Raw genomic sequence first — 22,766 nt, 5'->3', positions numbered from 1 at the left:
GACCGATACGGCGTCGGGCATGTTCGGTCCATCGGCTACGTTGAACGCGTTATGAGCGCAGCACAGACTCCCGTGATCATGTACACCACCACCTGGTGCGGTTACTGCGTGCGTCTGAAGAAGGCGTTGCGGGTCGAGGGCATTGCGTTCACCGAGGTCGACATCGAGAAGGATCCGGCCGCAGCGGAGTTCGTCGCCAACGCCAACGGCGGCAACCAGACCGTTCCGACGTTGAAGCTGCCCGACGGTTCGACGTTGACGAACCCGACCGCGCGCGAGGTCAAGGCCAAGCTGGCGAGCTAGTCGAGCGCGGCCCAGGATTCGATGATCTCCCGGGCGATCGAGATCGAGCCGGGGAGCAGGAGCCGCGACGGTGAGTCGCTGCTCCAGTCGCCGTGGTCGAGGGCCTCGCGGATCTCGGCGCGGGTGAACCAGGCCGCCTCGGCGATCTCGCCGTCGTTGAACGAGAACTCCTGTTCGGGATCGCCGATGGCGTGGAAGCCGACCATCAGCGACCGCGGGAACGGCCACGGCTGGCTGCCCAGGTAGGTGACGTCGGTGACGGTCAGCCCGATCTCCTCGGCGATCTCGCGCACCACGCAGCTCTCGAACGATTCACCGGCCTCGACGAAACCGGCGAGGATCGAGAACAGCCGTTCCGGCCAGACCGTTTGACGGGCCAGCACCGCGCGGTCATGGCCGTCGTGCACGAGGCAGATCACCGCCGGGTCGATGCGGGGAAACTCCTCGTGGCCGTTGAGCGGATTGATCCGCGCCCAGCCACCCTTGACCGACTTGGTCGGCGCGCCGTCCACGGCGCTGAACCGCGCGTTGTCGTGCCAGTTGAGCAGCGCGGTCGCGGTCGCGACGAGTTGCGCGCTGACGTCGTCGAACACCTGGCCGGCCCTGCGCAGATCGAGCACTTCGGTTTCGGTGTGGGGATCCTCCGGACCCTCAAGCGCGCCGCGTACCGCCCACACATGCCTGCCGTCGCCCAGCCGGCCGAGGAAAACGGCGTTCTCCGGAGGGCGGTCCCCTAGCTTGGCGGTGCTGCCGAGCACGACGCGACCGTCGGAGATCAACACCTGGTTGCGGCGGTCGACGCGCAGGAGCAGCGCGTCGGGCCATCCCGCCAGCGCGGCGTCGACGTCGGTGCGCAGTGCGTCGGCGCGGTCGGCACCGACACGCGACAGCAGCGGGACGTTGCGCAGTCGGAACGGTGCCATCACTCGGTGTCCGCGTTGCGGATGTAGAGCAGCCGGTCACCGGATTCGACCGTGTCCACTTCCGGCGAATCGACCCGCAGCAGTTCCCCTCCGCGGACCACGCCGAGCACGATGTCGTGAAGATGGCGCGGGGATCCGCCCACCTCTTTGGGCGTCACTTCTCGTTCGGCGATCGCGAAGCCGGCGTCGGGCGTCAACAGGTCTTCCATGATCTGCACAACGCTGGGCGTCTGTGTGGCTATGCCGAGCAGCCGGCCCGCGGTCTCCGACGACACGACGGTCGAGTCGGCGCCCGACTGCCGCAGCAGGTGCTGATTGTCAGATTCGCGGGCGGCGGCGATGATCTTGGCGTTCGGCGCGAGTTCGCGTGCCGTCAGGGTGACCAGCACCGCGCTGGCGTCGTCGTCGGTGGCGACGATGATCGACTTCGCATGCTGGGCGCTGGCCAAGCGCAGGATGTCGGCCTTGGTCGCGTCGCCGTGGACGGTGACCAATCCGGCGCTGCGGGCGCGTTCGAGCACGCCCGCGTTCTCGTCAACGACGACGATGTCGGCGGGTGCGACCTCGTCGCCGACCATCGCGGCGACCGCCGTCCTGCCCTTGGTGCCGTAGCCGATGACGACGGTGTGGTTGCGCACTCTGCTCCTCCATCGCTGGATCTTCAATGCCGCCCGCGACTGGCTGGTCAGCGTTTCCACCGTCGTACCGATCAGCACGATCAGGAACGCGACGCGCAGCGGGGTGATCACCAGGACGTTGATCAACCGGGCCTCGGGGGTGAACGGGGTTATGTCGCCGTAGCCGGTCGTCGACAGCGACACCGTCGCGTAGTACAGGCAGTCCAGGAACGACAGCTGGTTGTCCTGCACATCGCGGTAGCCGTCGCGGTCCAGGTAAACGATGAACACGGCGGCGAGAAGCGCCAGCGTCGCGTAGATGACGCGACGGATGATCCGCTGGGTGGGGCTGACCCACGGTTCGGGGATCCGCAGGATGTCGACGAGCCGCGAGTCGGGCTGCGAGGTCAGGTCCTGCTCGATCGCGGCGAGCCGGCGCCGCAGCCTACCTTTCGCCACGAAGACCCGTTACCGGTCTCGCAGGGTTGTGCACGCCACAATGTAATCATGACCTCTCCCCCGGCCGAACTGCAGCAAGTCGCCAACCCGTCGCGCGCCTATCGGATGGCGGCCGGCCTGCTGGGTATCGGGACGCTGCACTTCGTCGCCCCGAAGCCGTTCGACGGCATCATTCCGGCCGAGCTGCCCGGCAGCCCGCGCTTCTACACCTACGCTTCGGGCGTCGCCGAAATCGGTGTGGCCGGTCTACTGCTGTGGCCGAAGACGCGACGTTTCGGCGCGTTGGCCGCCGTCGCGCTGTTCCTCGCGGTGTATCCGGCCAACATCAACATGGTGCGGCTGTGGAAGAACAAACCGCTGCCGATGCGGTTGATCGCGATCGCCCGCCTGCCGCTGCAGATTCCGATGATCGTCGAGGCCGTGAAGGTCTATCGCACCTCTTAGGCCGCATCCGCCGTCTCCAACAGCCCGGCCAACTCGTCGAGGTCGGGCAGTTTTTCGGGGGTGAGGGTGACGCCGCTGCGCACATAGTGGAACGCCGCCCGCACCGACTCGACCGGAACTCCATGCAGCGCCGCCCACGCCTGCCGGTACACGGCGAGCTGAATCGCGTTGTGCTGTATCGCTTCCGGTGCGCTCGGCGGTTCTCCGGTCTTCCAGTCGACCACGACGGCGCCTCCGTCGTCGTCGGCGAACACGGCGTCGATGCGTCCGCGCACCACCCGGTCGCCGATGACCATGTCGAACGGCACCTCGACGTCGATCGGGCTACGGGCGGCCCACGGCGACACCGCGAACGCCGCCTGCAACTCGGCCAGTTCCTCGGTGACGGCGGTCTCGTGGTCGACCGCGCCCGGCAGATCGTCGAGGTCGAACAGCCGCTCGGCGTGGTGAAAGCGCTGCACCCAGTCGTGAAATGCGGTGCCCAGCAACGCATGCGGGTCGGGCCGCGTCGGCAGCCTGCGGCGAAGCCGCTGCGACACCGCATCGGGATCCTTGTTGAGTTCGACCATCGTGCTGACCGAGAGCTGCAGCGGTAGTGCAGCGGTCGACGGTTCGACGACCCGGTTGCGCTCCTCGATGAGCGCGTCGACGTCGTCGGCCCACCCTTCTTCGGAGTCGACGAGTTCCTCGGTGTGCGTGCCCGCCATTGCCTGGGCGACAAGAGCCGCCCCGCGGGTCACGTCGTTACGATGCGAACCCGCCGGATCGGCGGGCCAGACGGCTTCGATCGCCGTGTCGCACAGGGGGTTCGGCTCGCCGTCGGCGGGGGCGGGCGCCCAATGTTCGACGACGCCGCAGGGTCGTCCCTCGTCGGCGGCCTGGTCGATGATGTCCTTGAGCTCGCACAGGAATTCCGACGGGCCGCGGGCCTTGCTCTCGGAGGCTCCCCAGTGATGGCCCGACAGCAGCAGGGTGTCCTCGGAGCGGGTGAGCGCCACGTAGAGCAGGCGGCGTTCCTCGTCGATGCGGCGTTGTTCGAGGTTCTTCTTGTGTTCGGCGATCACGTCGGACAACCGCTTGCGGTCGTTGACATCGGTGGTGTCGAGCACCGGGACCCCGTGCTCGGACAGCGTCGCCCGGTCGCCGCGCAGCAGCGGCGGCAGGTCCCCCGCGTCGGTGAGCCACGTGCGGGCGGTGCCGGCGGAGGGAAACACCCGTCCGCTCAGGTGCGGAACGGCGACGACCTGCCATTCGAGTCCCTTGGCCGCGTGAATGGTCAGGATCTGCACCCGGTCGGCGGCGACGGAGGTTTCGGCGGGGGCCAACCCGTTCTCCACCTCCTCGGCGGCGTCGAGGTACGCCAGCAGGCCCGTGACATCGGCGCCCGGACGATTCGCGAAGTCGGCGACCACGTCGGCGAACGCGTCGAGATGTTCGGTGCCCGACCACCCCGCCGAGACCGGGCGACGCGCACGCACTTCGGTGTCGATGCCGAGAACGCGGCGCACCTCGGCCACGAGTTCGGGCAGCGGATGCGATAGGTGCGCCCGCAATGCGGTGAGCTCGCGACCGAGCGCGACGATCCGCGCGTGACCCGCCAGCGAATACTGTTCGGGCGCACCGGGATCGGTGACGGCTTCGGCGAGGCATGCGGTGTCGGCGTCGGGGGCGGCCTGCGCTGCGATGCGGTCGGCGACCCCGGCGGGTTCGGCCTGCCCGGTGTCGTCGAGTTGCACTGCGCGCCGCCACAGTGCGGTGATATCACGGGCACCCAGCCGCCAGCGCGGCCCGGTGAGCACCCGCATGGCCGCGCTGCCCGCCGTCGGGTCGGCGATCATCCGCAGCATCGCCACCACGTCGGCGACCTCCGGCACGCCCAAGAGGCCCGCCAGTCCGACGACCTCGACCGGCACACCGCGGGCGGTGAGCGCGTCGGCCATCGGTGCGGCGTCGGCGTTGCGCCGCACCAGCACGGCTGCCGTCGGCGCCGGCACTCCCTCGTCGCGGGCGCGGTCGTAGAGGCCGGCGATGTGGTCGGCGACCCAGTCCCGTTCGCCTGCAACATCGTTCAGCAGCGCGCACCGGATCGTTCCCGGCTGGGCATCGGGTCGGGGCAGGAGTGAGCGCACCGCGACCGAACGACGCCGCGCCTGCTCCGAAACGGCGTTGGCCAGGTGCAGCGCACGGGGCGGGTTGCGCCAGCTCGTCCGCAGCTCCAGGGTGGGCGCCGGCGTCCCGTCCGACCGCGGGAAATCAGTGGTGAAGCGCGGCAGGTTGGTCGCCGATGCGCCGCGCCACCCGTAGATCGACTGGATGGGGTCGCCGACCGCGGTCAGCGCGAGGTCGTCGTCCGCCCCGCCGCCGAACAACGACGACAACGCGACCCGCTGCGCATGCCCGGTGTCCTGATACTCGTCGAGCAACACCACCCGGTACCGCCGACGCAGTTCCTCGCCGACCTGTGGAAAGTTCTCGGCCAGCCGTGCGGCCGAGGCCATCTGCATGCCGAAGTCCATCACCTTCTCGGCGCGCATCCGCTGATGCAGCGCGTCGATCAGCGGCACCAACTCTGTGCGTTCGGTCTGGGTGGCCAGCAGCCGCAGCAGCCATTGGCTGGGCCCCCGGTCGCGCTGGTACGGACCGGCGGGCAGCGTGTGCACCAGCCGCTCGAGCTCAACGTGCGTATCGCGCAGTTGATCGGTGTCGACGAGATGCTCGGCGAGCTGACCGGCCAGGCGCAACACCATCGACGTCACCGCCGCGGGCGTCTTCTCCGTGTCGAGTTCTGGGTGCTCGCACACGACTCGAAAGGCCAACTGCCACCGTTCGGTTTCGCTCAGCAGCCGGGTCTCGGGCTCCACCGGAAGCAGCAGGCCGTGCTCGCGCAGCAGGTTGCCGGCGAACGCGTGATACGTGCTGACTGTGGGCGGTTCGTCGGTGAGGTCGCCGCTCTGCAGCAGCCCGGCACCGGCGAGCCGGGCAAGCCGGGTGCGGACACGGCGCAGAAGTTGTCCGGCGGCCTTGCGCGTGAAGGTGAGGCCGAGAACCTCGCCGGGACGGGCGAACCCGTTCGCGACCAGCCACACCACCCGCGCGGCCATCGTCTCGGTCTTGCCCGCACCGGCGCCGGCGATCACCACGACAGGACCCGGAGGGGCGGCGATCACGGCGGCCTGCTCGTCGGTCGGCGCGAAAAGGCCAAGCGCGGCGGCGAGTTCGTGTGGACTGTAGCGCGGCGTCATGGCTGTCCTCCTGCGGCGGCCTGGGCGGGACACATCGCCCGCACGGGGCAGTGGGCGCAGCCGTCGTTGATCCGCGCGACGAACTCCGGGCCCTGGGTGGCCGCCGCCGCCCGGCGCACAGAGTCGCGCCACGCGGCGTGCTTCTCCGGTGTCAGCGCGTCCTGTTCCCGATCGGTCGGACCCGACGCGCCGTTCTTGCCCAGGTACACCAGACGGCCGCCGCCCGGCGAATCTCCCTGTTCGAAAAGGCCTTCGGCGATGGCGAGTTGGTACATCGCCAGCTGGGCGTGGTTCTGCGCGTCGTCCTTGGTCACCGGGCTCTTGCCGGTCTTGAGGTCGATGACGACGAGGCGCCCCTCACCGTCGCGCTCGAGGCGGTCGACCCGCCCACGCACCCGCACAGCGGGCTCACCGTCCGCGCCATCGACCACGACACCGTCGACGCCGATCTCGGTTCCGACCTCGGTGAGCCGGCCCCTGGTCTGCGCGCGCCACTGCGCGAAGGTCGCCAACATCGCGCGGTGCCGGGTGAGTTCGTTGTCGGCATACCAGTCGGAGTCGAACGGCAGCTTGGGCCAGACGTTTTCGAGCTCGTTGACCATCTGGCTCTCGGTGCGCCCCGGGTCGGAAACGAGGGCGTGCACCAGGGAGCCGACGGCCGATCGCACGTCGCGGCCGTCGGCGCCGCCGTGACGCTCCAGCAGCCAGCGCAACGGGCAGTCGGTGAGCATCTGCAGCGTCGACGGCGACAGCGTCACGGTGTGGTCGTCGCCGCTCCACAGCGGATCCTCGCTGGACAGCGGCGTCATCGACTGCCACTGCCCGGGGTCGGCACCCGGCACCCCGGCCGCCGCCAGCCGCGCCAAAAGCGTTGCAGCGCAGGAACGCGACGTGTCGTCGACGGCGCCGTCAGCGGCGCACACCACTGCGCGCAACCGTCCCACCAACGCCGCGGGCGCCAACACGCGCGGCGCGATGACAGGCGTGGTGATGTCGGAGTCGTCACTTACGACCAGAGCGCTCAACTCATAGCAGAACGCCGACGGAAGCAACGACTCGTCACCGCTGTCGCTGTCGACGGCCGTCACCAGCAGCCGACTGCGGGCACGGCCCATCGCCGCGATCAGTAGGCGGCGTTCCTCCGCCAGCAACGGCGCCCGGGTCGACACACCGTCGGCGCCTTCGGTGACACCGTCCAGCAGGTCGACCAGGTGCTGGGTGGCCAACACGCCGCCCCGCGGAACGGTGTTGGGCCACAAGCCTTCCTGAACTCCGGCGATGACGACGAACTCCCACTCGCGTCCCATCGCGGCGTGGGCGCTGAGCACGGCTACCGCCTCGGCCTGCCCACCCTCGTCTCGGGCGGGCAGCCCGAGACTCGCGACGTGGTCGATCAGCCCGCGCAGGGTGGCGCCCGCGGTCCGGTTCACGTACTGCTCGACGACGTCGAACAACGCGGTGACGGCGTCGAGGTCGCGGTCGGCCTGCGCACCGGATACTCCGCCGCGTTCGCTCGCCGCAAGCCAGCGGCGTTGTAATCCGGTGCGGTGCCACGCCTGCCATAACGTGTAGCGCGGATCGGCTCCGGCCTCGGAGCTGCGGCGGGCAGCGGCCAGCACCTTACGCACGCGGTCCAACGGCCGGCCGAGATTCTCCGGCAACCCGTCGACGCCGTGCTCGAACGCCTCGACCAGCAGTTCGCCGAACTCGCGGGGAGGTTGGGAGCCGTCAATGCGTCGCAGCGCGCGTCGTAGCTGGCGCAACGACACCGGGTCCACGCGTCCGATCGGGCCGGTGAGCAGTGCGGACGCCTGTTCGGCGTCGAGCCCGTGTGCCGTCGCGGCCAGCACCGTGAGCAGAGCCCGCACGGCGGGTTGGTCCCCGAGCGGTGCCGCCGGCGCCGGCGTGTCCACCGGAACGCCCGCGGCGGCCAGGGTGCGGGCCAGCGCCGCGCCGAGCCGAGGCACCGATCGCACGATGACCGCCATCTGGGACCACGGGACGCCGTCGACCAGGTGTGCCCGTCGTAGCGCGTCGGTGATCATCGCCGACTCCGCGTGCGGCGAGGCGGCGATGCGGACGGCCACTGTGCCGGACGGGCCCGGCGCTCCCGTCAGCACGCGGCCGTGTTCGACGCCGGGCAGCCGTCGCGCGACCTCGGTGATGGCCTCGGCGACCGCCGGTGCGCAGCGGCGCGACTCGGTGAGCACGATCGCCGGCTCCTCGCCGCGCAACAGCGCCGGGTCGGCGCCGCGGTAGCCGAACACCGCCTGGTTGGGATCGCCCGCGAGCACGGTGATTTCGGCGCCCGCAGACAGCACCCGGACCAGTCGCGCGGCCTGCGGATCGAGCTGCTGCGCGTCGTCGACGAGGAGGACTTTGACCCGGGCCCGTTCGGCGGCCAGCAGTTCACTGTCGGTGGCGAGCGCCTCGAGTGCCGCACCCACCAGTTCGGCCGCGCCCAGTGCGGGGATGGTGGCCTGCGGTGCCGCCATGCCCACGGCCGAACGCAACAGCATGATCTGTTCGTAGGCTTGGGCGAACTGACCGGCCGCCAGCCACTCCGGCCTGCCCGAGCGCCGCCCGATGCGCTGCAGGTCTACGGGATCGATGCCCCGTTCAGCGCAGCGGGCCAACAAGTCTCGCAGCTCGTTGGCGAAGCCGACCGTGTTCAACGCCGGCCGCAGGTGGTGCGGCCACGCGGTGGCTGCGCGGTCACCGTCCTCGAGGTCGCCAGCGAGCAATTCGCGGATGATGCCGTCCTGTTCGGCGCTGGTGATCAACCGCGGTGGCGGATCGCCGTTGCGCTGGGCGGCCAGGCGCAGCACGGCGAACGCATACGAGTGCACGGTGCGCACCAACGGTTCGCGCACCGCCGCGCGGGTGCCCGCCTGTAACAGCGTGGAGGTGATGCGGGCACGCGCCTGTGCGCCGAGCCGGGACGAACCGGTCAGCAGCAGAACCGATTCCGGATCCATGCCCGCGGCGATGTGCGCGACCGCCACCGACACCAGCAGCGAGCTCTTACCGGTGCCGGCTCCTCCGATCACCCGGAAGACGCCGCGTGTGCCGGGATCGGTGAGCGCGCTCGGCGTGAGGTCGGTGTGCGGTGCGGACATGAGGGCATGAGACCACGGGGGTCCGACAAGTTGCCCTGAGCGGGACTGGCAGCATCAACAGCCGTGACCGAACTTCTGCACGTGCACCGCTACGGGCCGGCCGGGCCCGCACAGGTATTGGCGATCCACGGCGTCACGGGCCACGGTCAGCGGTGGCAGACGCTGGCCACCCGCCACCTGCCCGAGTACGCGGTCGTCGCACCGGACCTGATCGGACACGGGCACTCGTCATGGGCGGCGCCCTGGTCGATCGACGCGAACGTCGCGGCGCTGGCCGCGCTGCTCGAGAACCCCGCCGTGGTGGTCGGGCACTCCTTCGGCGGCGCGGTGGCGCTGAATCTGGCTGCCGTGCGGCCGGACCTGGTCTCGCGGATCGTCCTGCTGGACCCCGCCGTGGGCCTCGACGGCGACTGGATGCGCCAGATCGCCGACGACATGTTCGCCTCCCCCGACTACACCGACCGCGCCGAGGCGCGCGCCGAGAAAGCCAACGGGTCGTGGGGTGAGGTCGAGCCCGCCGAACTCGACCGCGAACTCGACGAGCATCTGGTCACGCTGCCGTCCGGACGGGTCGGCTGGCGGACCAGCATTCCGGCGATGATGTCGTACTGGAGCGAGCTCGCCCGCCCGGTCACGTTGCCGCGCAGCGGTGCTCCCACGACACTCGTGCGCGCCGGCCGCACCAAACCGCCGTACGCGAACGACGAACTCATCGCCACGCTCACGCAGCATCTCGGTGCGGACTTCACGCTGCAGGAGTGGGACTGCGATCACATGGTGGCGCAGGCCAAACCCGCCGAGACGGCGGCGTTGATCCGCGAGCAGCTCGAGTCGTAACGATGGCGCGGGTCACCGACGAGCAGGTGGAGGCCGTGCGTGCGCTGGTTGCCGCGATCCCGCCGGGCCGCGTGTCGACCTACGGCGACATCGCCGATGCCGCAGGGCTTTCCAGCCCTCGCATCGTCGGCTGGATCATGCGCACCGACTCGTCGGACCTGCCGTGGCACCGGGTGATCACCGCATCGGGTAAACCGGCTCCGCACCTGGCGACGCGGCAACTCGAGCGTCTTCGCGCCGAAGGCGTGCTCGCCCATGACGGACGGATCCGGCTTGCCGAGGTGCGGCACGAATTCTGAGCCGAACGCCGCTTCTCAGAGCACGAGGCGGACCAGCGCCGCGGTGCGCGCCAGACCGGGGAAGGCGGCCGCCGTCGACCGCGGATGAAGCGCGTGCACGGCGATGCGGAACATCAACGCGCGCAACAACATCTGCGGCCATTCGGGAAGCGGACTCCAGCGTTCGATCAGCCCGTCGTCGGCCTCGCCCCAAGACAGCGCATCGACCACCACGACGCCCGCCGCCCAGGACGCCGGACGCCAGTACGGGATGATGTCGGTGATCCCGGGTGCGGCGGTGCCGGCGAAAAGCACCGTGCCGTAGAGGTCTCCGTGGACCAGCTGGCTCGGACTCTTCGTCGGCTTACGCAGGGTGGCAAGCTGATTGAGCAGTTCGACCGACCGCTGCCCGTCGGCGGAACCCGGCGATACCTTGGCGCCCGGCGGCAACGAGTGCAGCGGCCGTTCCTCCCACGCGGCGCGGTCGGCGGCGATGAACACATCGACGTCGCCCCACGGCGCCACCGGTGGCTGCGTCAAGAACCTCGGGCGTTCGAGCTTGGCCGTCGCCTCGTGCAAGCGCACCGCGGCCGAGACCACCTCGTCGTGGCGGGGTTCGGGAGTTCCGGCGACGAAGGTGTCCGCGCGCCACCCCGCAACGACATACCGTCCGTCGGTGGACCGCACGGGACGCGCCAGGCGCACCCCGTCGACGAACAACGTCTCGCGGACCTTGGCCGACCATGCGGCGCGGGCGTGGTCGGCGACCATCGACACCACCACCTCGCCGCAGCGCCACCCGCCCTCCCAACCCGGCCCGAGCGCAACGGGCGCGACACCGGTCAGGCCGAACGCGGCCAGCACATGATCCGGTGGCCGTTCGACAGTCACCACCTCAGCGTAAGCGGAGTTTCGGCAAACCAGCCGTTAGTACATGACCATGTCGGGTTCGAGTTGATGACCCCATGCGACGATGCCGCCCTGTACGTGCATCGCGTCGGAGAACCCGGCGTTCTTGGCGATGGCCAATACCTCGGCCGAACGCACACCGGTCTTGCAGTAGAACACCGGCGTCCGGTCGGTGGGCAACTTGGCCAGCGCCTCGCCCGATTCGAAGGCGCCCTTGGGGATCAGCTCGGCACCCTCGATGCGGTTGATGTCCCACTCGACCTGTTCGCGCACGTCGATCAGCGCCAGCGGCTTGCCGGAGTCGAGCAACTCCTTGAGCTCGCGCGGGGTGATCGTCGAGCCGGCCGCGGCCTCCGCGGCGGCGTCGGACACCACGCCGCAGAACTCCTCGTAGTCGATCAGCTCGGTGATCTTCGGCGTCGACGGGTCCTTGCGGATCTTGATCGTGCGGTACGTCATGTCGAGCGCGTCGTAGACCATCAGGCGGCCCAGCAGTGTCTCGCCGATGCCGGTGATCAACTTGATCGCCTCGGTGCCCATCACCGACGCGACCGAAGCGCACAGGATGCCCAGCACCCCGCCCTCGGCACAGGACGGCACCATCCCCGGCGGCGGCGGCTCCGGGTACAGGTCGCGGTAGTTCAAGCCGAGCCCGTTCGGGGCGTCCTCCCAGAAGACCGAGATCTGGCCTTCGAACCGGAAGATGGACCCCCAGACGTAGGGCTTGTGCGCCAGCACGGCGGCGTCGTTGACGAGGTAGCGCGTCGCGAAGTTGTCGGTGCCGTCGAGGATCAGGTCGTACTGCTCGAAGAGGTCGACGGCATTGTCGGGTTCCAGCCGGAACTCGTGCAGGTTGACCGTCACCAGCGGGTTGATGTCCAGGATCGAGTCGCGGGCGCTCTCGGCCTTCGAGCGGCCGATGTCGGACTGGCCGTGAATGATCTGGCGCTGCAGGTTCGACTCGTCGACCACGTCGAACTCGACGATCCCGATGGTGCCGACGCCGGCCGCGGCGAGGTAGAGCAAGGTCGGCGAGCCCAGCCCGCCGGCGCCGATGACCAACACCCTGGCGTTCTTCAGCCGCTTCTGCCCGTCCAGGCCGAGGTCGGGGATGATGAGGTGACGGCTGTAGCGCGCCACTTCCTCGCGGGTGAGTTCGGCCGCCGGTTCTACCAGCGGCGGCAACGGTGTCGACACCGTGTTTCTCCTTGATCCACCTGATTCAACGTCTATGACCATCACAGCAGTTACGACATTCAACAGCAACGAGCGGTGATCGCTTCCCTCAGGCATACCCGCACGCTCGTGGCCGGTGAACGTGCGCAAGATGTCGAGAATCCGCGGCGTGTCGTGTTCAAACACGCACGCTCGCGCCAACGGGACGTCAGGCGATTGGGTACGGCCAGGGGTTGGGCTTGCAGCTGTGGTTGTCGGGCTGGACCGACTGCGGGTCGAAGCGAGCGGCGTCGTTGTTATTGGTCGAGAACGTCTGCTGCATCATGACCGGCGCCAGTTGGTCGTCACCCCCGCACGGTTCATGCCGCTGATAGCCGATCGCGTGGCCGACCTCATGGTTGATCACGTACTGCCGATAGGAGCCGATGTCACCCTGGAACGGCACCGCGCCGCGCACCCAGCGCGCCTCGTTGATGAACACGCGCGGCTGCCCGTCGCGGTAGGCGGGGTTGTAGCAGGACGCCTCGAGTTGGATGTCGTAGCCGCAGCCCTCGCGCACGGTCATCGGCGTGCTCAGCGAGACCCGGAAGTCGGGTTCGATTCCGGACGAGGCGTCGATGCGGCTGAACGCGAACTGCGGGTTGTGCGTCCAGCTCTTGGGATTGGCCAGCGTCTCGGTGACCATGCGGGCGAAGGCCTCGTCGCCGCCGAACGGCGCGGTGTCGATGCCGTCTTCGACCTCGACGGTGTAGGTGAACGTCTTCGCGGTGCCCTGGCCGATCTGCGGTGTGGTGCCCGGCACGATATGCCACGTCTTGGCGCCGGCCTCGGTGAACGGACCACCCTGCGGCAGGATGCCGGTCGGCAGGTTGGCGTCGAACTGCGTCAGCCCCTTGGGCGGGGCGCCGATGATCGCCGTGCTCGCCACCCCGATAGTCGGCGGTCCCTGCACCGGCCCCTCGGCCTGCTTGGGTGCGGGGGCGCTGGTGCCGGTGATCGTCTGGTAGATGACGACGGCGGTCAACACGATCAGCACGGGCAGCGCGTAGGCCCGCCAGCCGTAGGTGGAGACGAAGCGACCGAGCCACGTCTGTTTGCGGAAGCCGCGGTGCTCGTCGCGATTGGACCTCATCCGGCCCGAGCTCTCCGCGAGCGGATCGCGCTGGGCGCGCAGCGGCTCGCGCCATTCACTGCGCAGCGCGGGCACGCGAACACCCCCGCCGTGTTCGGGACCCATCTGTCCTCCTCGAGTACGGGAGTCGTAGGTCACCGCAACAGGATGACACAGGCCAGCGGCCTCAGAGTTTTGGCGCGCCATCGACCCTCCACTGCGTTGTAAGCCGCGCCTCACCTGCACGCTTTAGCAACGGTAGTAAGGTCATTGCGGAACCAGACCTGACGCCGGATGAAGGATGCGATGAGCGATCTCGCCAACACCGCCGCGAAAAGAGGCGCGCAGCCGGGCGGCGAAGTGTTGAACCGGCGCGGCGGCAGGCTGCCGCGCGATGAGCGCCGGGGACAGCTACTGATTGCTGCCAGCGAGGTTTTCGTTGAACGCGGCTACCACGCGGCGGGCATGGACGAGATCGCCGAGCGCGCCGGAGTGAGCAAACCCGTTCTCTACCAACACTTCTCGTCGAAGCTGGAGTTGTACCTGGCGGTGTTGGCCAGGCACGTGGAGAACCTGGTCTCCGGTGTGCGCCAGGCGCTGCGCACGACCACCGACAACCGACAGCGGTTGCGCGCGGCCGTCCAGGCGTTCTTCGACTTCATCGAGCACGACGGCCAGGGTTACCGGCTGATCTTCGAGAACGACTACGTCAACGAACCGCAGGTCGCCGCGCAGGTGAAGGTGGCCACCGAGGCCTGCACCGACGCCGTCTTCGATCTGATCAGCCGGGATTCCGGACTGGAGGCGCACCGCGCCAGGATGATCGCGGTCGGGCTGGTCGCGACCAGCGTGGACTCCGCCCGCTACTGGCTCAACAACGACCGGCCGATCTCCAAGGAGGCCGCGGTCGAGGGCACCGTCCAGTTCGCTTGGGGCGGACTGTCACACGTGCCGCTTACCCGGTCTTAGCCCCCAGTCCGACCCCGAAGCCGACACGACGGACGTCGGCCGCGCCGATCTCCACGTACGCGATCTTCGACGTCTGCACCAGAAAGCGCCGCCCCTTCTCGTCGGTCAGTGCCAGCACACCCGAATCCTTGGCCAGCGCCTCGGTGAACAACTGCTCCACCTCGCTTGGTGTCTGCGCGCTGTTGAAGCTCAGCTCGCGCGGGCTGTCCGTGACACCGATCTTGACCTCCACGCCGGGGCCCCTTTCCGTCTTTCGAATAACTTGAGCTAAGGCTAGTGGACGGCCGGAGCGCACACCGCGCCGGTGAGTTCGCGGTCAGCGAAGCGTCGAGACCAACGGCGACCGAACCGAGTCCGGACCGTAACCAACACACGGCTCAGTGAACCTCAGCTGTCACTTCCATCTCGATAGCATCAGGCGCGGTAATGCTAAAGACGACTGGAAAAGCCCAATGAAAAGGTCTTATACCGCGCACTCACCGTATTCTCTGGCCCCGACCGAGCGGATTCCCAGCTATTACTCGGATTATCCCGAGCCGCCCCTCGACGATTTCGACTACGAGTACCCCGGCCAGTCCGACCCCGAGGACTACGACGAGTACGAGCAGCACTACGACGAGGAGAGCATCGACCGGCGCTGGATGTGGGTCGCCGGCATCGCAGGGGTGATCCTGTTCATCGCGATCGGCACGACCGGAATCATCCTCGGCGGCGGGGACAGCGGATCGGTCTCCGCCACAGCGACATCCGAGGCGCCCGCGCCGTCGAGCGCACCCGCCACCACCGCACCGCGCGCCTCGGGGGCTGCCCCCGTCGTCCCCTCGCTGCCGCCGGAGACTGTCACGACGATCACCCCGACCGCCGAGACGACGCCGCCGCCGGTCGCCCCCGCACCCACTCCCACCGCGCAGGCGGCCGTTCCCCCGCCGGCACCGGCATCACCTCGGACCTTCACTTACCGGGTGACGGGCAACCGCCAGCTGCTCGACCTGGTCACGGTGATCTACACCGACGGACAGGGCGCGCTACGGACCGACGTCAACGTCGCACTGCCGTGGGTCAAACAGGTGGTCCTCGACCCGGGCGTCGAGCTCAAGTCGGTCACCGCGACCAGCGTCGCCGGCCAGCTGAACTGCAGCATCCTCGATGCCTCGGGCACGCTGGTCGCCTCGCAGAACAACAACTCGATGATCGCGACCTGCACCCAGTAGTTCAGGCGAGGTATTTCAGGCCAGGCCCAGTTCCTCCATCCGGGAGGCATGTGTCCGCTGCAACCGGTCGAAGAACTCGGTCATCTGCGTGAGCCCTTCGCCGCCGGCCATCACCAGGTCGACGAGCTCGTCGTGGTCGGCCAGCACGAACTGCGCCTGGGTGATGGCCTCGCCGAGCAGCCGGCGCGACCATAGCGCGAGCCGGTGGCGCTGTCTGTCGCTGGCCGTCACCGCCGACCGCACCTCCGCGACGACGAACTGGGAGTGGCCGGTCTCGGAGAGCACCGCGCGCACCACCTCCGCGACCACGTCGGGCAGGGCGTGCGCTATCTCGAGGTAGAAATCGGCCGCGAGAGCGTCGCCGACGTAGGTCTTGACGAGCGCTTCTAGCCACGTGCTCGGCGTGGTCAGCCGATGGTAATTCTCAAGCGCGGACGCGTATTTCGTCATTGCCGGCACGACGTCGACCCCGCGGCGCTCGAGCGCGTCGCGCAGCACCTCGTAGTGGTTCATCTCGGCGGCCGCCATGGTCGCCATGTTGATGCGTCCGCGGAGGTTGGGCGCCATACGGGCTTCGTCGGTGAGCCGGTAGAACGCCGCCACCTCGCCGTAGGCAAGCAGTGCGAACAGCTCGTTGACGCCCGGATGGTCGGCCGACACACCCGACGTCGCCGAGTCGGTTTGCCCGGGAGCCGAAGGCGTCGTGTTCATGGGCCCAACAATAAACGCCGTCGGCGGGTCGCTCGTCGGGCCGAGGCCGCCAGGTATGATGGGTGCGGGCGTGGTAGTTGGCAAGACGTTTTGTAGGCCGCCTCGACCCAAGAAATGTGCGTGCACGCAGTCGGTCCGCCTACCTCAGTGCAGGGCCCTTGGTCTCCAACAGGCCATCTCTTGTCGAACTCGTGCGCGCGTGGAAGCCATGAGGATGACAATTGAAAGGCCTCGTTTTCGCGTATGACGCATCTCAATCCCACATTTGCTGAACTGGGAGTTCGCGACGAAATCGTCCGCGCTCTCGCCGAGGATGGCAAAGAACATCCCTTCGCAATTCAAGAGCTGACCATGCCGATGGCACTGGCCGGAGATGACCTGATCGGTCAGGCCCGCACCGGTATGGGCAAGACCCTCGCGTTCGGTGTGCCGCTGCTCCAGCGGATCACGACCGACCCGGACCGGCCCCTGACGGGCGTTCCGCGGGCGCTGGTGGTCGTTCCAACCCGCGAACTCTGTCTGCAGGTGTACGGCGACCTGGCGGCCGCCGCGAAGTACCTTACCGCCGGCGAACGCAAGCTCTCAGTCACGTCGATCTACGGCGGCCGGCCCTACGAGGGCCAGATCGAGGCGCTCGAGAAGGGCGTGGACGTGGTCGTCGGCACGCCCGGGAGACTGCTCGACCTAGCCCAGCAGGGTCATCTGAAGCTCGGCGGCCTGTCGATGCTGGTTCTCGACGAGGCCGACGAGATGCTCGACCTCGGCTTCCTGCCGGATATCGAGCGGATTCTGCGCCAGATCCCCGACAGCAGGCAGTCGATGCTGTTCTCGGCGACGATGCCGGACCCGATCATCACGTTGGCCAGGACCTTCATGAACCAGCCGACGCACATCCGGGCCGAGGCCCCGCATTCGGCGGCCACCCACGACACCACCGAGCAGTTCGCCTACCGCGCCCACGCGCTGGACAAGGTCGAGATGGTCAGCCGCATCCTGCAGGCCGAGGGTCGCGGCGCGACGATGATCTTCACCCGCACCAAGCGCACCGCCCAGAAGGTCTCCGACGAGCTCGCCGAGCGCGGGTTCAAGGTCGGCGCCGTGCACGGTGACCTCGGACAGGGCGCGCGTGAGAAGGCACTCAAGGCGTTCCGCACCGGCGAGATCGACGTGTTGGTCGCCACCGACGTCGCCGCCCGCGGCATCGACATCGACGACGTCACCCACGTCATCAACTACCAGATCCCCGAGGACGAGCAGGCCTACGTGCACCGCATCGGGCGCACCGGGCGCGCCGGTAAGACCGGCGTCGCGGTGACCCTCGTCGACTGGGACGAGATGGCGCGCTGGGCGATGATCGACAAGGCGCTGAACCTGGGCTGCCCCGATCCCGCCGAGACGTACTCCAGCTCACCGCACCTCTACAGCGAGCTGAACATCCCGGCCGGCGCCACCGGCACGGTCGGCGAGCCGGTGAAGGTGCAGAGCAGCAGGCGCGCACCGGCGGAGAAGTCAGCCGAGGCCCCGGCCCGCAAGCGCAACCGCAACCGTCGTCGCACCCGCGGCGGCAAGCCGGTCACCGGACATCCCGAGGCGTCCGCAACGGCGTCCGACCAGGACTCCGGCGGCAGTGGCGAGGGTTCCGGCGATACGGCTCCGGCGAAGCGCAGGCGCCGTCGTCGGCCCCGCAAGGCCGCGGCCAGCGCCGGCTAGCCCGGCGCCTCCCCCGCGATGGTCAAACCCGAACGCCGCACGCGCACCGATGTGATGGTGGCGCTGGCGATCGGCGTCGTGGTCGTGGTGACGGCGGCGTTGGTGTGGTGGACCAGCGACGCGCGAGCGACCCTCAGCAGGCCCGCCGCCGCCCCTGTGCCGGCATTGGCGCCCGCCAAGGCGGTCCCGGAGTCGCTGCGGCAGCTGTGGACCGCACCCAGCGGACACACCACGATGCCGCTGGTGGTCGGCGGCGCCGTGGTGACCGGCGACGGCCGGACCGTCGAGGGACGCGACCCCGCGACCGGCGACACGCTGTGGACCTACGCCCGCGACCTCGACCTGTGCGGGGTCAGCTACGTCTACCAGTACGCGGTCGCCGTCTACCCCGATACGCGCGGATGCGGTCAGGTCAGCACCATCGACGCCAAGACCGGTGAGCGGGGTTCGGCTCGCACGTCCTACGCCGACGCCTCGGTGACGCTGTCGTCCGACGGCACCACGGTGCTGTCGGCGGGTGAGAACCGGCTGGAGCTGTGGCGCTCCGACATGGTCCGGATGATCAGTTACGGCGCGCTGGACGCCCGCATCAAGCCGGACGTTCCCACGTTGCCGCTGTGCCGGCTGGTGTCGGCGCAGGCCAGTTCGAGCGCGGTGTCGGTCCTCGAGGACTGCCCGCGGCAGTCAGATCTGCGACTGACGCTGTTGCGCCCCTCCGACGAGGAAGACACCCCGGACCTGAAGTACGTGCCACAGGAAGGTGTCGCGCCCGATTCGGGGGCGCGCGTGGTGGCCGTGGCCGACACGATGACCGCGGTCTACGTGCCCACACCCAAACCCGTGGTCAACATCGTCGACGAGACGGGCGAGACTTTCGCCAGCACGCCGGTGGAGCGCCCGCCGTCACCGCAGGCCACCATGTCGCGGGCGGGCGACCTGATCACGTGGTGGACCGGTGACAGCGTCATGGTGTTCTCCGACAACAACTTTGAATACCGCTACACCGTCACACCCGCCGGGCCGAACAAGCCCGTGGGCCCGGCGACGATCATGGCGGGGCGCCTGCTCGTCCCCGTCACCGACGGCTACGACGTGTTCGATCCCGCGACCGGGCGCGGCGAACGCCACATCCCGGTGGCCCGGCCGCAGAGCGCGGCGCCGGTGGTGCCGGCGGTGGCCGGCTCGACGCTGTTGGAGCAGCGGGGGAACGAGCTGGTGGCGCTCGGCGCGACGTGATTTGGGTGCGCTGACAATCGCTCAGCGACTGCTAGCGCACCGAAATCGCTAGATCTCGGGGGCGAACGTCGGCATCGGCTTGCCGTTCTTCCAGTGCTTCATCAGCGCCGCGGCCAACTCGCGGTAGGCACCCGCACCCTTGTTCTTGCGACTGGCGAGCACCGACGCTCCCGAGGCGCTGGCTTCGGCGAAGCGAACGGTGCGCGGGATCGGCGGCGCCAGCACCGGCAGGTCGTAGCGGTCGGCGACGTCGAGCAGCACGTCGCGGCTGTGCGTGGTGCGCGAGTCGTACAGCGTCGGCAGCGCACCCAGCAGTTTGAGGTCGGCGTTCGTGATCGCCTGCACGTCGGCGATGGTGCGCAGAAACTGCCCGACACCGCGGTGCGCGAGCGTCTCGCACTGCAGCGGCACGATCACCTCGTCGGCGGCGGTCAGCCCGTTGAGCGTCAGCACACCGAGCGACGGTGGACAGTCTATGAGCGCCACGTCATAGCGGTCGAGGACCTTGGCGAGCGCACGCTTGAGCGCATACTCGCGCCCGGCGCGCATCAGCAGCATGGCCTCGGCGCCGGCCAGGTCGATGTTGGCCGGCAGCAGTGTCATTCCCTCGGGCGTGTCCACCAGGGCGGCGTCGGGTTCGACCTCGCCGAGCAGCACCTCGTGGATCGACACCGGCAGCTTGTCGGGGTCGTGACCCAGTGAGAACGTCAGCGATCCCTGCGGATCGAGGTCCACCACCAGGACCCGCTTGCCCGTCTCCTGAATCGCTGCCCCCAACGACGCCACCGTCGTCGTCTTGGCTACCCCACCCTTTTGATTGGCGACCGCAAGTACTCGCGTCACGGTGCCCATCGTTGCACGGGTTGGGACAGCGCGACGCGACGTGCGGCAGAATAAGTCGGCGTGGCCCTCCTGGAGCACCGCCTGATCCTTCTTCGTCATGGCGAGACGGAGTGGTCGAAGAGCGGTCGACACACCGGCCGCACCGATCTCGAGCTGACCGCGACCGGCGAGGAGCGCGCCAAGCTGGCCGCCGAGGCGCTGGCCGAACTCGAGCTGGACCACCCGCTGGTCGTCTCCAGCCCGATGCGCCGCGCGGTGCGGACCGCCGAACTGGCGGGGCTGACCATCGACGAGGTGTCGCCGCTTCTGCAGGAATGGGACTACGGCCGCTACGAGGGCCTCACCACACCGCAGATCCGCGAGACGGTCCCCGACTGGCTGATCTGGACCCACGGCGCCGACGGCGGCGAAAGCATCGAGGCGGTCAGCCAGCGCGCCGACAGCGCTCTCGAGGTGGCGCTGACGCACATGGAGACGCGCGACGTGGTGTTCGTCGGGCACGCGCACTTTTCGCGCTCGATGATCGCGCGATGGGTGGAAATGCCGGTACCGAGCGGAATCCGGTTCGCGATGGCACCCGCCTCCCTGGCGGTGCTCGGTTTCGAGCACGCGATGCGCCAGATCATCGCGCAGGGACTGACCGGCCACCAGGATCCGTGTAAACCACGGTGACTCGCGAACCCACCTTCGTCCTGGCCTCCCGCGGCGCCGTCGTCGCGGAGGGGGTGCACACCGCATTCCCGAAGCTCGCCGACGCGCGGGCCGCGCTGGCATCGCACAGCGCCCCGATCATCGTGGGCGCGTTGCCTTTTGACATGACCAAACCCGCGGCGTTGATCCGGCCGCAGAGCGTCCAGTTCTTCGACGCGTTGCCGGAGTGGCCGCTGCGCCTGATGCCCGGCGTGCAGATCGCCGAGTCGCTGCCGGAACCCGATGAGCACCGCGCGCGCGTCGCGACGGCCGTGACCCGGCTCAACACCCCGTCGAGCGGGCTGCACAAAGTCGTGCTCGCCCGCGCCCTGCGACTGGCGGCCGACGGGCCGCTCGACGCGCGCACCGTCCTGCACCGGCTTCTGACCGCCGACCCGGCGGCCAACGGCTATCTCGTCGATCTGACTGCGGCGGGCGGCGGATACTCCGGCACCGTGCTGGTGGGCGCCAGCCCCGAACTGCTGGTGGCCCGCCGAGGCGATCAGGTGGTCTGCGCACCGTTCGCCGGATCGGCGCCCCGGTCCCCCGACCCCGAGACCGACCAGGTGAACGGCGCCGCGTTGGCCGCGTCGGCGAAGAACCTTCGCGAGCATCAGTTCGTGGTCGACACGATCCGCGACGCGCTCGACCCGCTGTGCCTCGACCTCGACGTCGCGGCCGAGCCGGAGCTTCGCAAGACCGACTCGGTGTGGCACCTGGCCACCCGCATCACGGGCAAGCTTCGCGAAAGATCGATCACTGCTCTGGATTTGGCGATCGCCTTGCACCCGACGCCCGCGGTCGGTGGGGTGCCCACGGCGGCCGCCGCCGACCTGATAGGCGAGCTCGAAGGCGACCGCGGCTTCTACGCCGGCGCCGTCGGGTGGTGCGATCAGCGCGGCGACGGCCGGTGGGTGGTCTCGATCCGCTGCGCCCAGCTGTCCGCGGATCGTCGCACCGCCGAGGCGTATTCGGGCGGCGGCATCGTCGCCGAGTCGGATCCCGACGACGAAGTCGAGGAAACCACAACAAAATTCGCGACGATCCTTACCGCGCTGGGTGTCGAGACGTGACGGAGCTGATCCGCCGGGTGCGCCCGGGCGACGAGCGCGAACTGACCGCGATGGTCCACGAACTCGCGGAGTTCGAGCACGCCGCGGACGAGTGCACGGTCACTGAAGAGCAGATGCGCCAGGCGCTTTTCGGCGAGCCGGCCATCGTCTTCGGACACATCGTCGAGGTCGACGGGCAGGCTGCCGCGTGCGCACTGTGGTTTCTCAACTTCTCCACGTGGGACGGTGTCGGCGGAATCTACCTCGAAGACCTGTTCGTGCGACCTCAGTTCCGCAGGCGTGGGCTGGCCCGAAAGATGTTGGCCGTTTTGGCCCGCGAATGTACGACGCACGGATACACCCGGCTCTCGTGGGCCGTCCTGGACTGGAATCTCAACGCGATCGCGCTCTACGACGCCGTCGGCGGCAAGCCGCAGACGGAGTGGATCACCTACCGGGTCTCCGGTCCCGAATTGTCGGAGTTGGCCGCGGAGTCTCCATGAGCCCCAACCCATTCCAGGGTTGAGGGACTGAACAGCAGGATCAGCGTGACCACCGCCATCACACCGATGGGCGCGGCATACAGCCACTGGTTCGAGCCCACCCCCATGTAATAGACGACCGGCAGCAGCAGTAGTTGGGCGAACACCGCGATGCCGCGGCCCCAGCGCCTGCCCGTCCACAAAGCCCATCCCGCGGCGAGCACCGCGCCGCCCATGATCGCGAACCACAGCGCGGTCCCGTACTTGTTGAGGCCGGACTCCTCGGCCAGGCCGAACCCGCTCACCACGTACACCAGCGCCGCCACCAACGCGGCCGCACCCTCCACGGCGACGAGGACCGCGGCTTGGCGCACCGTCGTGGGCGATGGAACGATCACGCCCTCGAGCGTAGAGGGACGCGCCGAACCGGTTCAGTAGGCTCGG

22 protein-coding genes are annotated in these 22,766 nt (G+C 69.0%); 11 read left to right on the top strand and 11 right to left on the bottom strand.

Features of this window, described 5'->3' with window-relative positions; genetic code table 11:
- The first annotated feature begins 51 nt into the window (after nucleotides 1-51).
- Nucleotides 52-303, top strand: coding sequence for a mycoredoxin (locus tag A5650_RS19785; RefSeq protein ID WP_067295351.1), 252 nt, complete (start codon nucleotides 52-54; stop codon nucleotides 301-303).
- Here A5650_RS19785 and nudC read toward each other — a convergent pair.
- Nucleotides 300-1,226 carry an NAD(+) diphosphatase gene (gene nudC, locus A5650_RS19780; RefSeq protein ID WP_067295348.1) on the bottom strand — a complete coding sequence of 309 codons (927 nt, stop codon included), beginning with the start codon at nucleotides 1,224-1,226 and terminating at the stop codon, nucleotides 300-302. The genes A5650_RS19785 and nudC overlap by 4 nt on opposite strands.
- Nucleotides 1,226-2,302, bottom strand: a complete 1,077-nt coding sequence (locus A5650_RS19775) for a potassium channel family protein (RefSeq protein ID WP_067295345.1) — start codon at nucleotides 2,300-2,302, stop codon at nucleotides 1,226-1,228. The genes nudC and A5650_RS19775 overlap by 1 nt, the downstream gene beginning before the upstream one ends.
- Before the next feature lie 48 nt (nucleotides 2,303-2,350).
- On the opposite strand from A5650_RS19775, the gene A5650_RS19770 reads away from it, so the two are divergent.
- Nucleotides 2,351-2,746, top strand: a complete 396-nt coding sequence (locus A5650_RS19770; RefSeq protein WP_067295342.1) for a DoxX family protein — start codon at nucleotides 2,351-2,353, stop codon at nucleotides 2,744-2,746.
- On the opposite strand, the gene A5650_RS19765 is transcribed toward A5650_RS19770, so the two are convergent.
- Together A5650_RS19765 and A5650_RS19760 are read right to left on the bottom strand one after the other, a co-directional pair.
- Nucleotides 2,743-5,988 (bottom strand): ATP-dependent helicase, encoded by a 3,246-nt coding sequence (locus tag A5650_RS19765; RefSeq protein WP_067295338.1) that lies wholly within the window; start codon nucleotides 5,986-5,988, stop codon nucleotides 2,743-2,745. The genes A5650_RS19770 and A5650_RS19765 overlap by 4 nt on opposite strands.
- Complete coding sequence (locus A5650_RS19760) at nucleotides 5,985-9,107, bottom strand: ATP-dependent helicase (RefSeq protein WP_067295335.1); 3,123 nt, start codon at nucleotides 9,105-9,107, stop codon at nucleotides 5,985-5,987. Before A5650_RS19760 ends, A5650_RS19765 begins: the two co-directional genes overlap by 4 nt.
- Nucleotides 9,108-9,170: 63 nt before the next feature.
- On the opposite strand from A5650_RS19760, the gene A5650_RS19755 reads away from it, so the two are divergent.
- Nucleotides 9,171-9,944 (top strand): alpha/beta hydrolase, encoded by a 774-nt coding sequence (locus A5650_RS19755; protein ID WP_067295331.1) that lies wholly within the window; start codon nucleotides 9,171-9,173, stop codon nucleotides 9,942-9,944.
- A 2-nt stretch (nucleotides 9,945-9,946) separates the two neighbouring features.
- The gene (locus tag A5650_RS19750; protein ID WP_067295328.1) at nucleotides 9,947-10,243 is read left to right on the top strand and encodes an MGMT family protein; all 297 of its coding nucleotides are present in this window, start codon (nucleotides 9,947-9,949) and stop codon (nucleotides 10,241-10,243) included.
- 15 nt (nucleotides 10,244-10,258) lie between these two features.
- Here A5650_RS19750 and A5650_RS19745 read toward each other — a convergent pair whose 3' ends face one another.
- The 3 genes from A5650_RS19745 to A5650_RS19735 form a co-directional block, all read right to left on the bottom strand.
- Nucleotides 10,259-11,113, bottom strand: a complete 855-nt coding sequence (locus tag A5650_RS19745) for a TIGR02569 family protein (RefSeq protein ID WP_067087720.1) — start codon at nucleotides 11,111-11,113, stop codon at nucleotides 10,259-10,261.
- A gap of 36 nt (nucleotides 11,114-11,149) precedes the next feature.
- Nucleotides 11,150-12,328, bottom strand: coding sequence for an adenylyltransferase/sulfurtransferase MoeZ (gene moeZ / locus A5650_RS19740; RefSeq protein ID WP_067295326.1), 1,179 nt, complete (start codon nucleotides 12,326-12,328; stop codon nucleotides 11,150-11,152).
- Nucleotides 12,329-12,515: 187 nt separating this feature from the next.
- A complete protein-coding gene (locus tag A5650_RS19735) occupies nucleotides 12,516-13,544 on the bottom strand; it encodes a DUF3152 domain-containing protein (protein WP_067295323.1) in 1,029 nt (342 codons plus the stop codon).
- A gap of 180 nt (nucleotides 13,545-13,724) precedes the next feature.
- On the opposite strand from A5650_RS19735, the gene fasR reads away from it, so the two are divergent.
- Complete coding sequence (gene fasR, locus A5650_RS19730; RefSeq protein WP_067295502.1) at nucleotides 13,725-14,387, top strand: HTH-type transcriptional activator FasR; 663 nt, start codon at nucleotides 13,725-13,727, stop codon at nucleotides 14,385-14,387.
- On the opposite strand, the gene A5650_RS19725 is transcribed toward fasR, so the two are convergent.
- Nucleotides 14,374-14,619: a DUF3107 domain-containing protein gene (locus A5650_RS19725; RefSeq protein ID WP_067087693.1), complete on the bottom strand. Its 246-nt coding sequence runs from the start codon at nucleotides 14,617-14,619 to the stop codon at nucleotides 14,374-14,376. The two genes, fasR and A5650_RS19725, sit on opposite strands and share 14 nt — an antisense overlap.
- A gap of 220 nt (nucleotides 14,620-14,839) precedes the next feature.
- Between A5650_RS19725 and A5650_RS19720 the strand changes: the two genes are divergently transcribed.
- Nucleotides 14,840-15,598, top strand: a complete 759-nt coding sequence (locus A5650_RS19720) for a hypothetical protein (protein ID WP_067295318.1) — start codon at nucleotides 14,840-14,842, stop codon at nucleotides 15,596-15,598.
- Between the two features lie 15 nt (nucleotides 15,599-15,613).
- Here A5650_RS19720 and A5650_RS19715 read toward each other — a convergent pair whose 3' ends face one another.
- On the bottom strand, nucleotides 15,614-16,309 hold the full coding sequence (locus A5650_RS19715; RefSeq protein WP_067295314.1) for a ferritin-like fold-containing protein: 696 nt from the start codon (nucleotides 16,307-16,309) through the stop codon (nucleotides 15,614-15,616).
- Between the two features lie 243 nt (nucleotides 16,310-16,552).
- Here A5650_RS19715 and A5650_RS19710 point away from each other — a divergent pair, with 243 nt between their 5' ends.
- Both A5650_RS19710 and A5650_RS19705 read left to right on the top strand, forming a co-directional pair.
- The gene (locus A5650_RS19710; RefSeq protein ID WP_067295311.1) at nucleotides 16,553-18,019 is read left to right on the top strand and encodes a DEAD/DEAH box helicase; all 1,467 of its coding nucleotides are present in this window, start codon (nucleotides 16,553-16,555) and stop codon (nucleotides 18,017-18,019) included.
- An 18-nt stretch (nucleotides 18,020-18,037) separates the two neighbouring features.
- Complete coding sequence (locus A5650_RS19705; RefSeq protein ID WP_067295308.1) at nucleotides 18,038-19,255, top strand: Rv3212 family protein; 1,218 nt, start codon at nucleotides 18,038-18,040, stop codon at nucleotides 19,253-19,255.
- A gap of 48 nt (nucleotides 19,256-19,303) precedes the next feature.
- On the opposite strand, the gene A5650_RS19700 is transcribed toward A5650_RS19705, so the two are convergent.
- On the bottom strand, nucleotides 19,304-20,107 hold the full coding sequence (locus A5650_RS19700) for a ParA family protein (protein ID WP_067295499.1): 804 nt from the start codon (nucleotides 20,105-20,107) through the stop codon (nucleotides 19,304-19,306).
- 51 nt (nucleotides 20,108-20,158) lie between these two features.
- On the opposite strand from A5650_RS19700, the gene A5650_RS19695 reads away from it, so the two are divergent.
- From A5650_RS19695 to A5650_RS19685, 3 genes are read left to right on the top strand one after another with little or no spacing between them, the layout of a single operon-like run.
- Complete coding sequence (locus tag A5650_RS19695) at nucleotides 20,159-20,770, top strand: acid phosphatase (protein WP_067295305.1); 612 nt, start codon at nucleotides 20,159-20,161, stop codon at nucleotides 20,768-20,770.
- A complete protein-coding gene (locus tag A5650_RS19690) occupies nucleotides 20,767-21,861 on the top strand; it encodes an isochorismate synthase (protein ID WP_067295301.1) in 1,095 nt (364 codons plus the stop codon). Before A5650_RS19695 ends, A5650_RS19690 begins: the two co-directional genes overlap by 4 nt.
- A complete protein-coding gene (locus A5650_RS19685) occupies nucleotides 21,858-22,343 on the top strand; it encodes a GNAT family N-acetyltransferase (RefSeq protein ID WP_067295298.1) in 486 nt (161 codons plus the stop codon). The genes A5650_RS19690 and A5650_RS19685 overlap by 4 nt, the downstream gene beginning before the upstream one ends.
- Here A5650_RS19685 and A5650_RS19680 read toward each other — a convergent pair.
- Nucleotides 22,292-22,720, bottom strand: coding sequence for a hypothetical protein (locus A5650_RS19680; RefSeq protein WP_067295294.1), 429 nt, complete (start codon nucleotides 22,718-22,720; stop codon nucleotides 22,292-22,294). The two genes, A5650_RS19685 and A5650_RS19680, sit on opposite strands and share 52 nt — an antisense overlap.
- Nucleotides 22,721-22,766: the final 46 nt, after the last annotated feature.

The sequence above is a fragment of the Mycobacterium sp. 1164985.4 genome, from assembly GCF_001668575.1.
In the GTDB taxonomy this organism is placed as follows: domain Bacteria; phylum Actinomycetota; class Actinomycetes; order Mycobacteriales; family Mycobacteriaceae; genus Mycobacterium.
Note: the sequence above shows the minus strand (reverse complement) of the source record. Positions and strands in the feature narration are given on the sequence as shown.

What these genes read in the sequence shown, in the direction of transcription:
- A5650_RS19785 (WP_067295351.1), top strand. Translation starts at nt 52, where the DNA reads ATGAGCGCAGCACAGACTCCCGTGATCATGTACACCACCACCTGGTGC.
- nudC (WP_067295348.1), bottom strand. Translation starts at nt 1,226, where the DNA reads ATGGCACCGTTCCGACTGCGCAACGTCCCGCTGCTGTCGCGTGTCGGT.
- A5650_RS19770 (WP_067295342.1), top strand. Translation starts at nt 2,351, where the DNA reads ATGACCTCTCCCCCGGCCGAACTGCAGCAAGTCGCCAACCCGTCGCGC.
- A5650_RS19765 (WP_067295338.1), bottom strand. Translation starts at nt 5,988, where the DNA reads ATGACGCCGCGCTACAGTCCACACGAACTCGCCGCCGCGCTTGGCCTT.
- A5650_RS19760 (WP_067295335.1), bottom strand. Translation starts at nt 9,107, where the DNA reads ATGTCCGCACCGCACACCGACCTCACGCCGAGCGCGCTCACCGATCCC.
- A5650_RS19750 (WP_067295328.1), top strand. Translation starts at nt 9,947, where the DNA reads ATGGCGCGGGTCACCGACGAGCAGGTGGAGGCCGTGCGTGCGCTGGTT.
- A5650_RS19735 (WP_067295323.1), bottom strand. Translation starts at nt 13,544, where the DNA reads ATGGGTCCCGAACACGGCGGGGGTGTTCGCGTGCCCGCGCTGCGCAGT.
- fasR (WP_067295502.1), top strand. Translation starts at nt 13,725, where the DNA reads ATGAGCGATCTCGCCAACACCGCCGCGAAAAGAGGCGCGCAGCCGGGC.
- A5650_RS19720 (WP_067295318.1), top strand. Translation starts at nt 14,840, where the DNA reads ATGAAAAGGTCTTATACCGCGCACTCACCGTATTCTCTGGCCCCGACC.
- A5650_RS19715 (WP_067295314.1), bottom strand. Translation starts at nt 16,309, where the DNA reads ATGAACACGACGCCTTCGGCTCCCGGGCAAACCGACTCGGCGACGTCG.
- A5650_RS19710 (WP_067295311.1), top strand. Translation starts at nt 16,553, where the DNA reads ATGACGCATCTCAATCCCACATTTGCTGAACTGGGAGTTCGCGACGAA.
- A5650_RS19705 (WP_067295308.1), top strand. Translation starts at nt 18,038, where the DNA reads ATGGTCAAACCCGAACGCCGCACGCGCACCGATGTGATGGTGGCGCTG.
- A5650_RS19700 (WP_067295499.1), bottom strand. Translation starts at nt 20,107, where the DNA reads ATGGGCACCGTGACGCGAGTACTTGCGGTCGCCAATCAAAAGGGTGGG.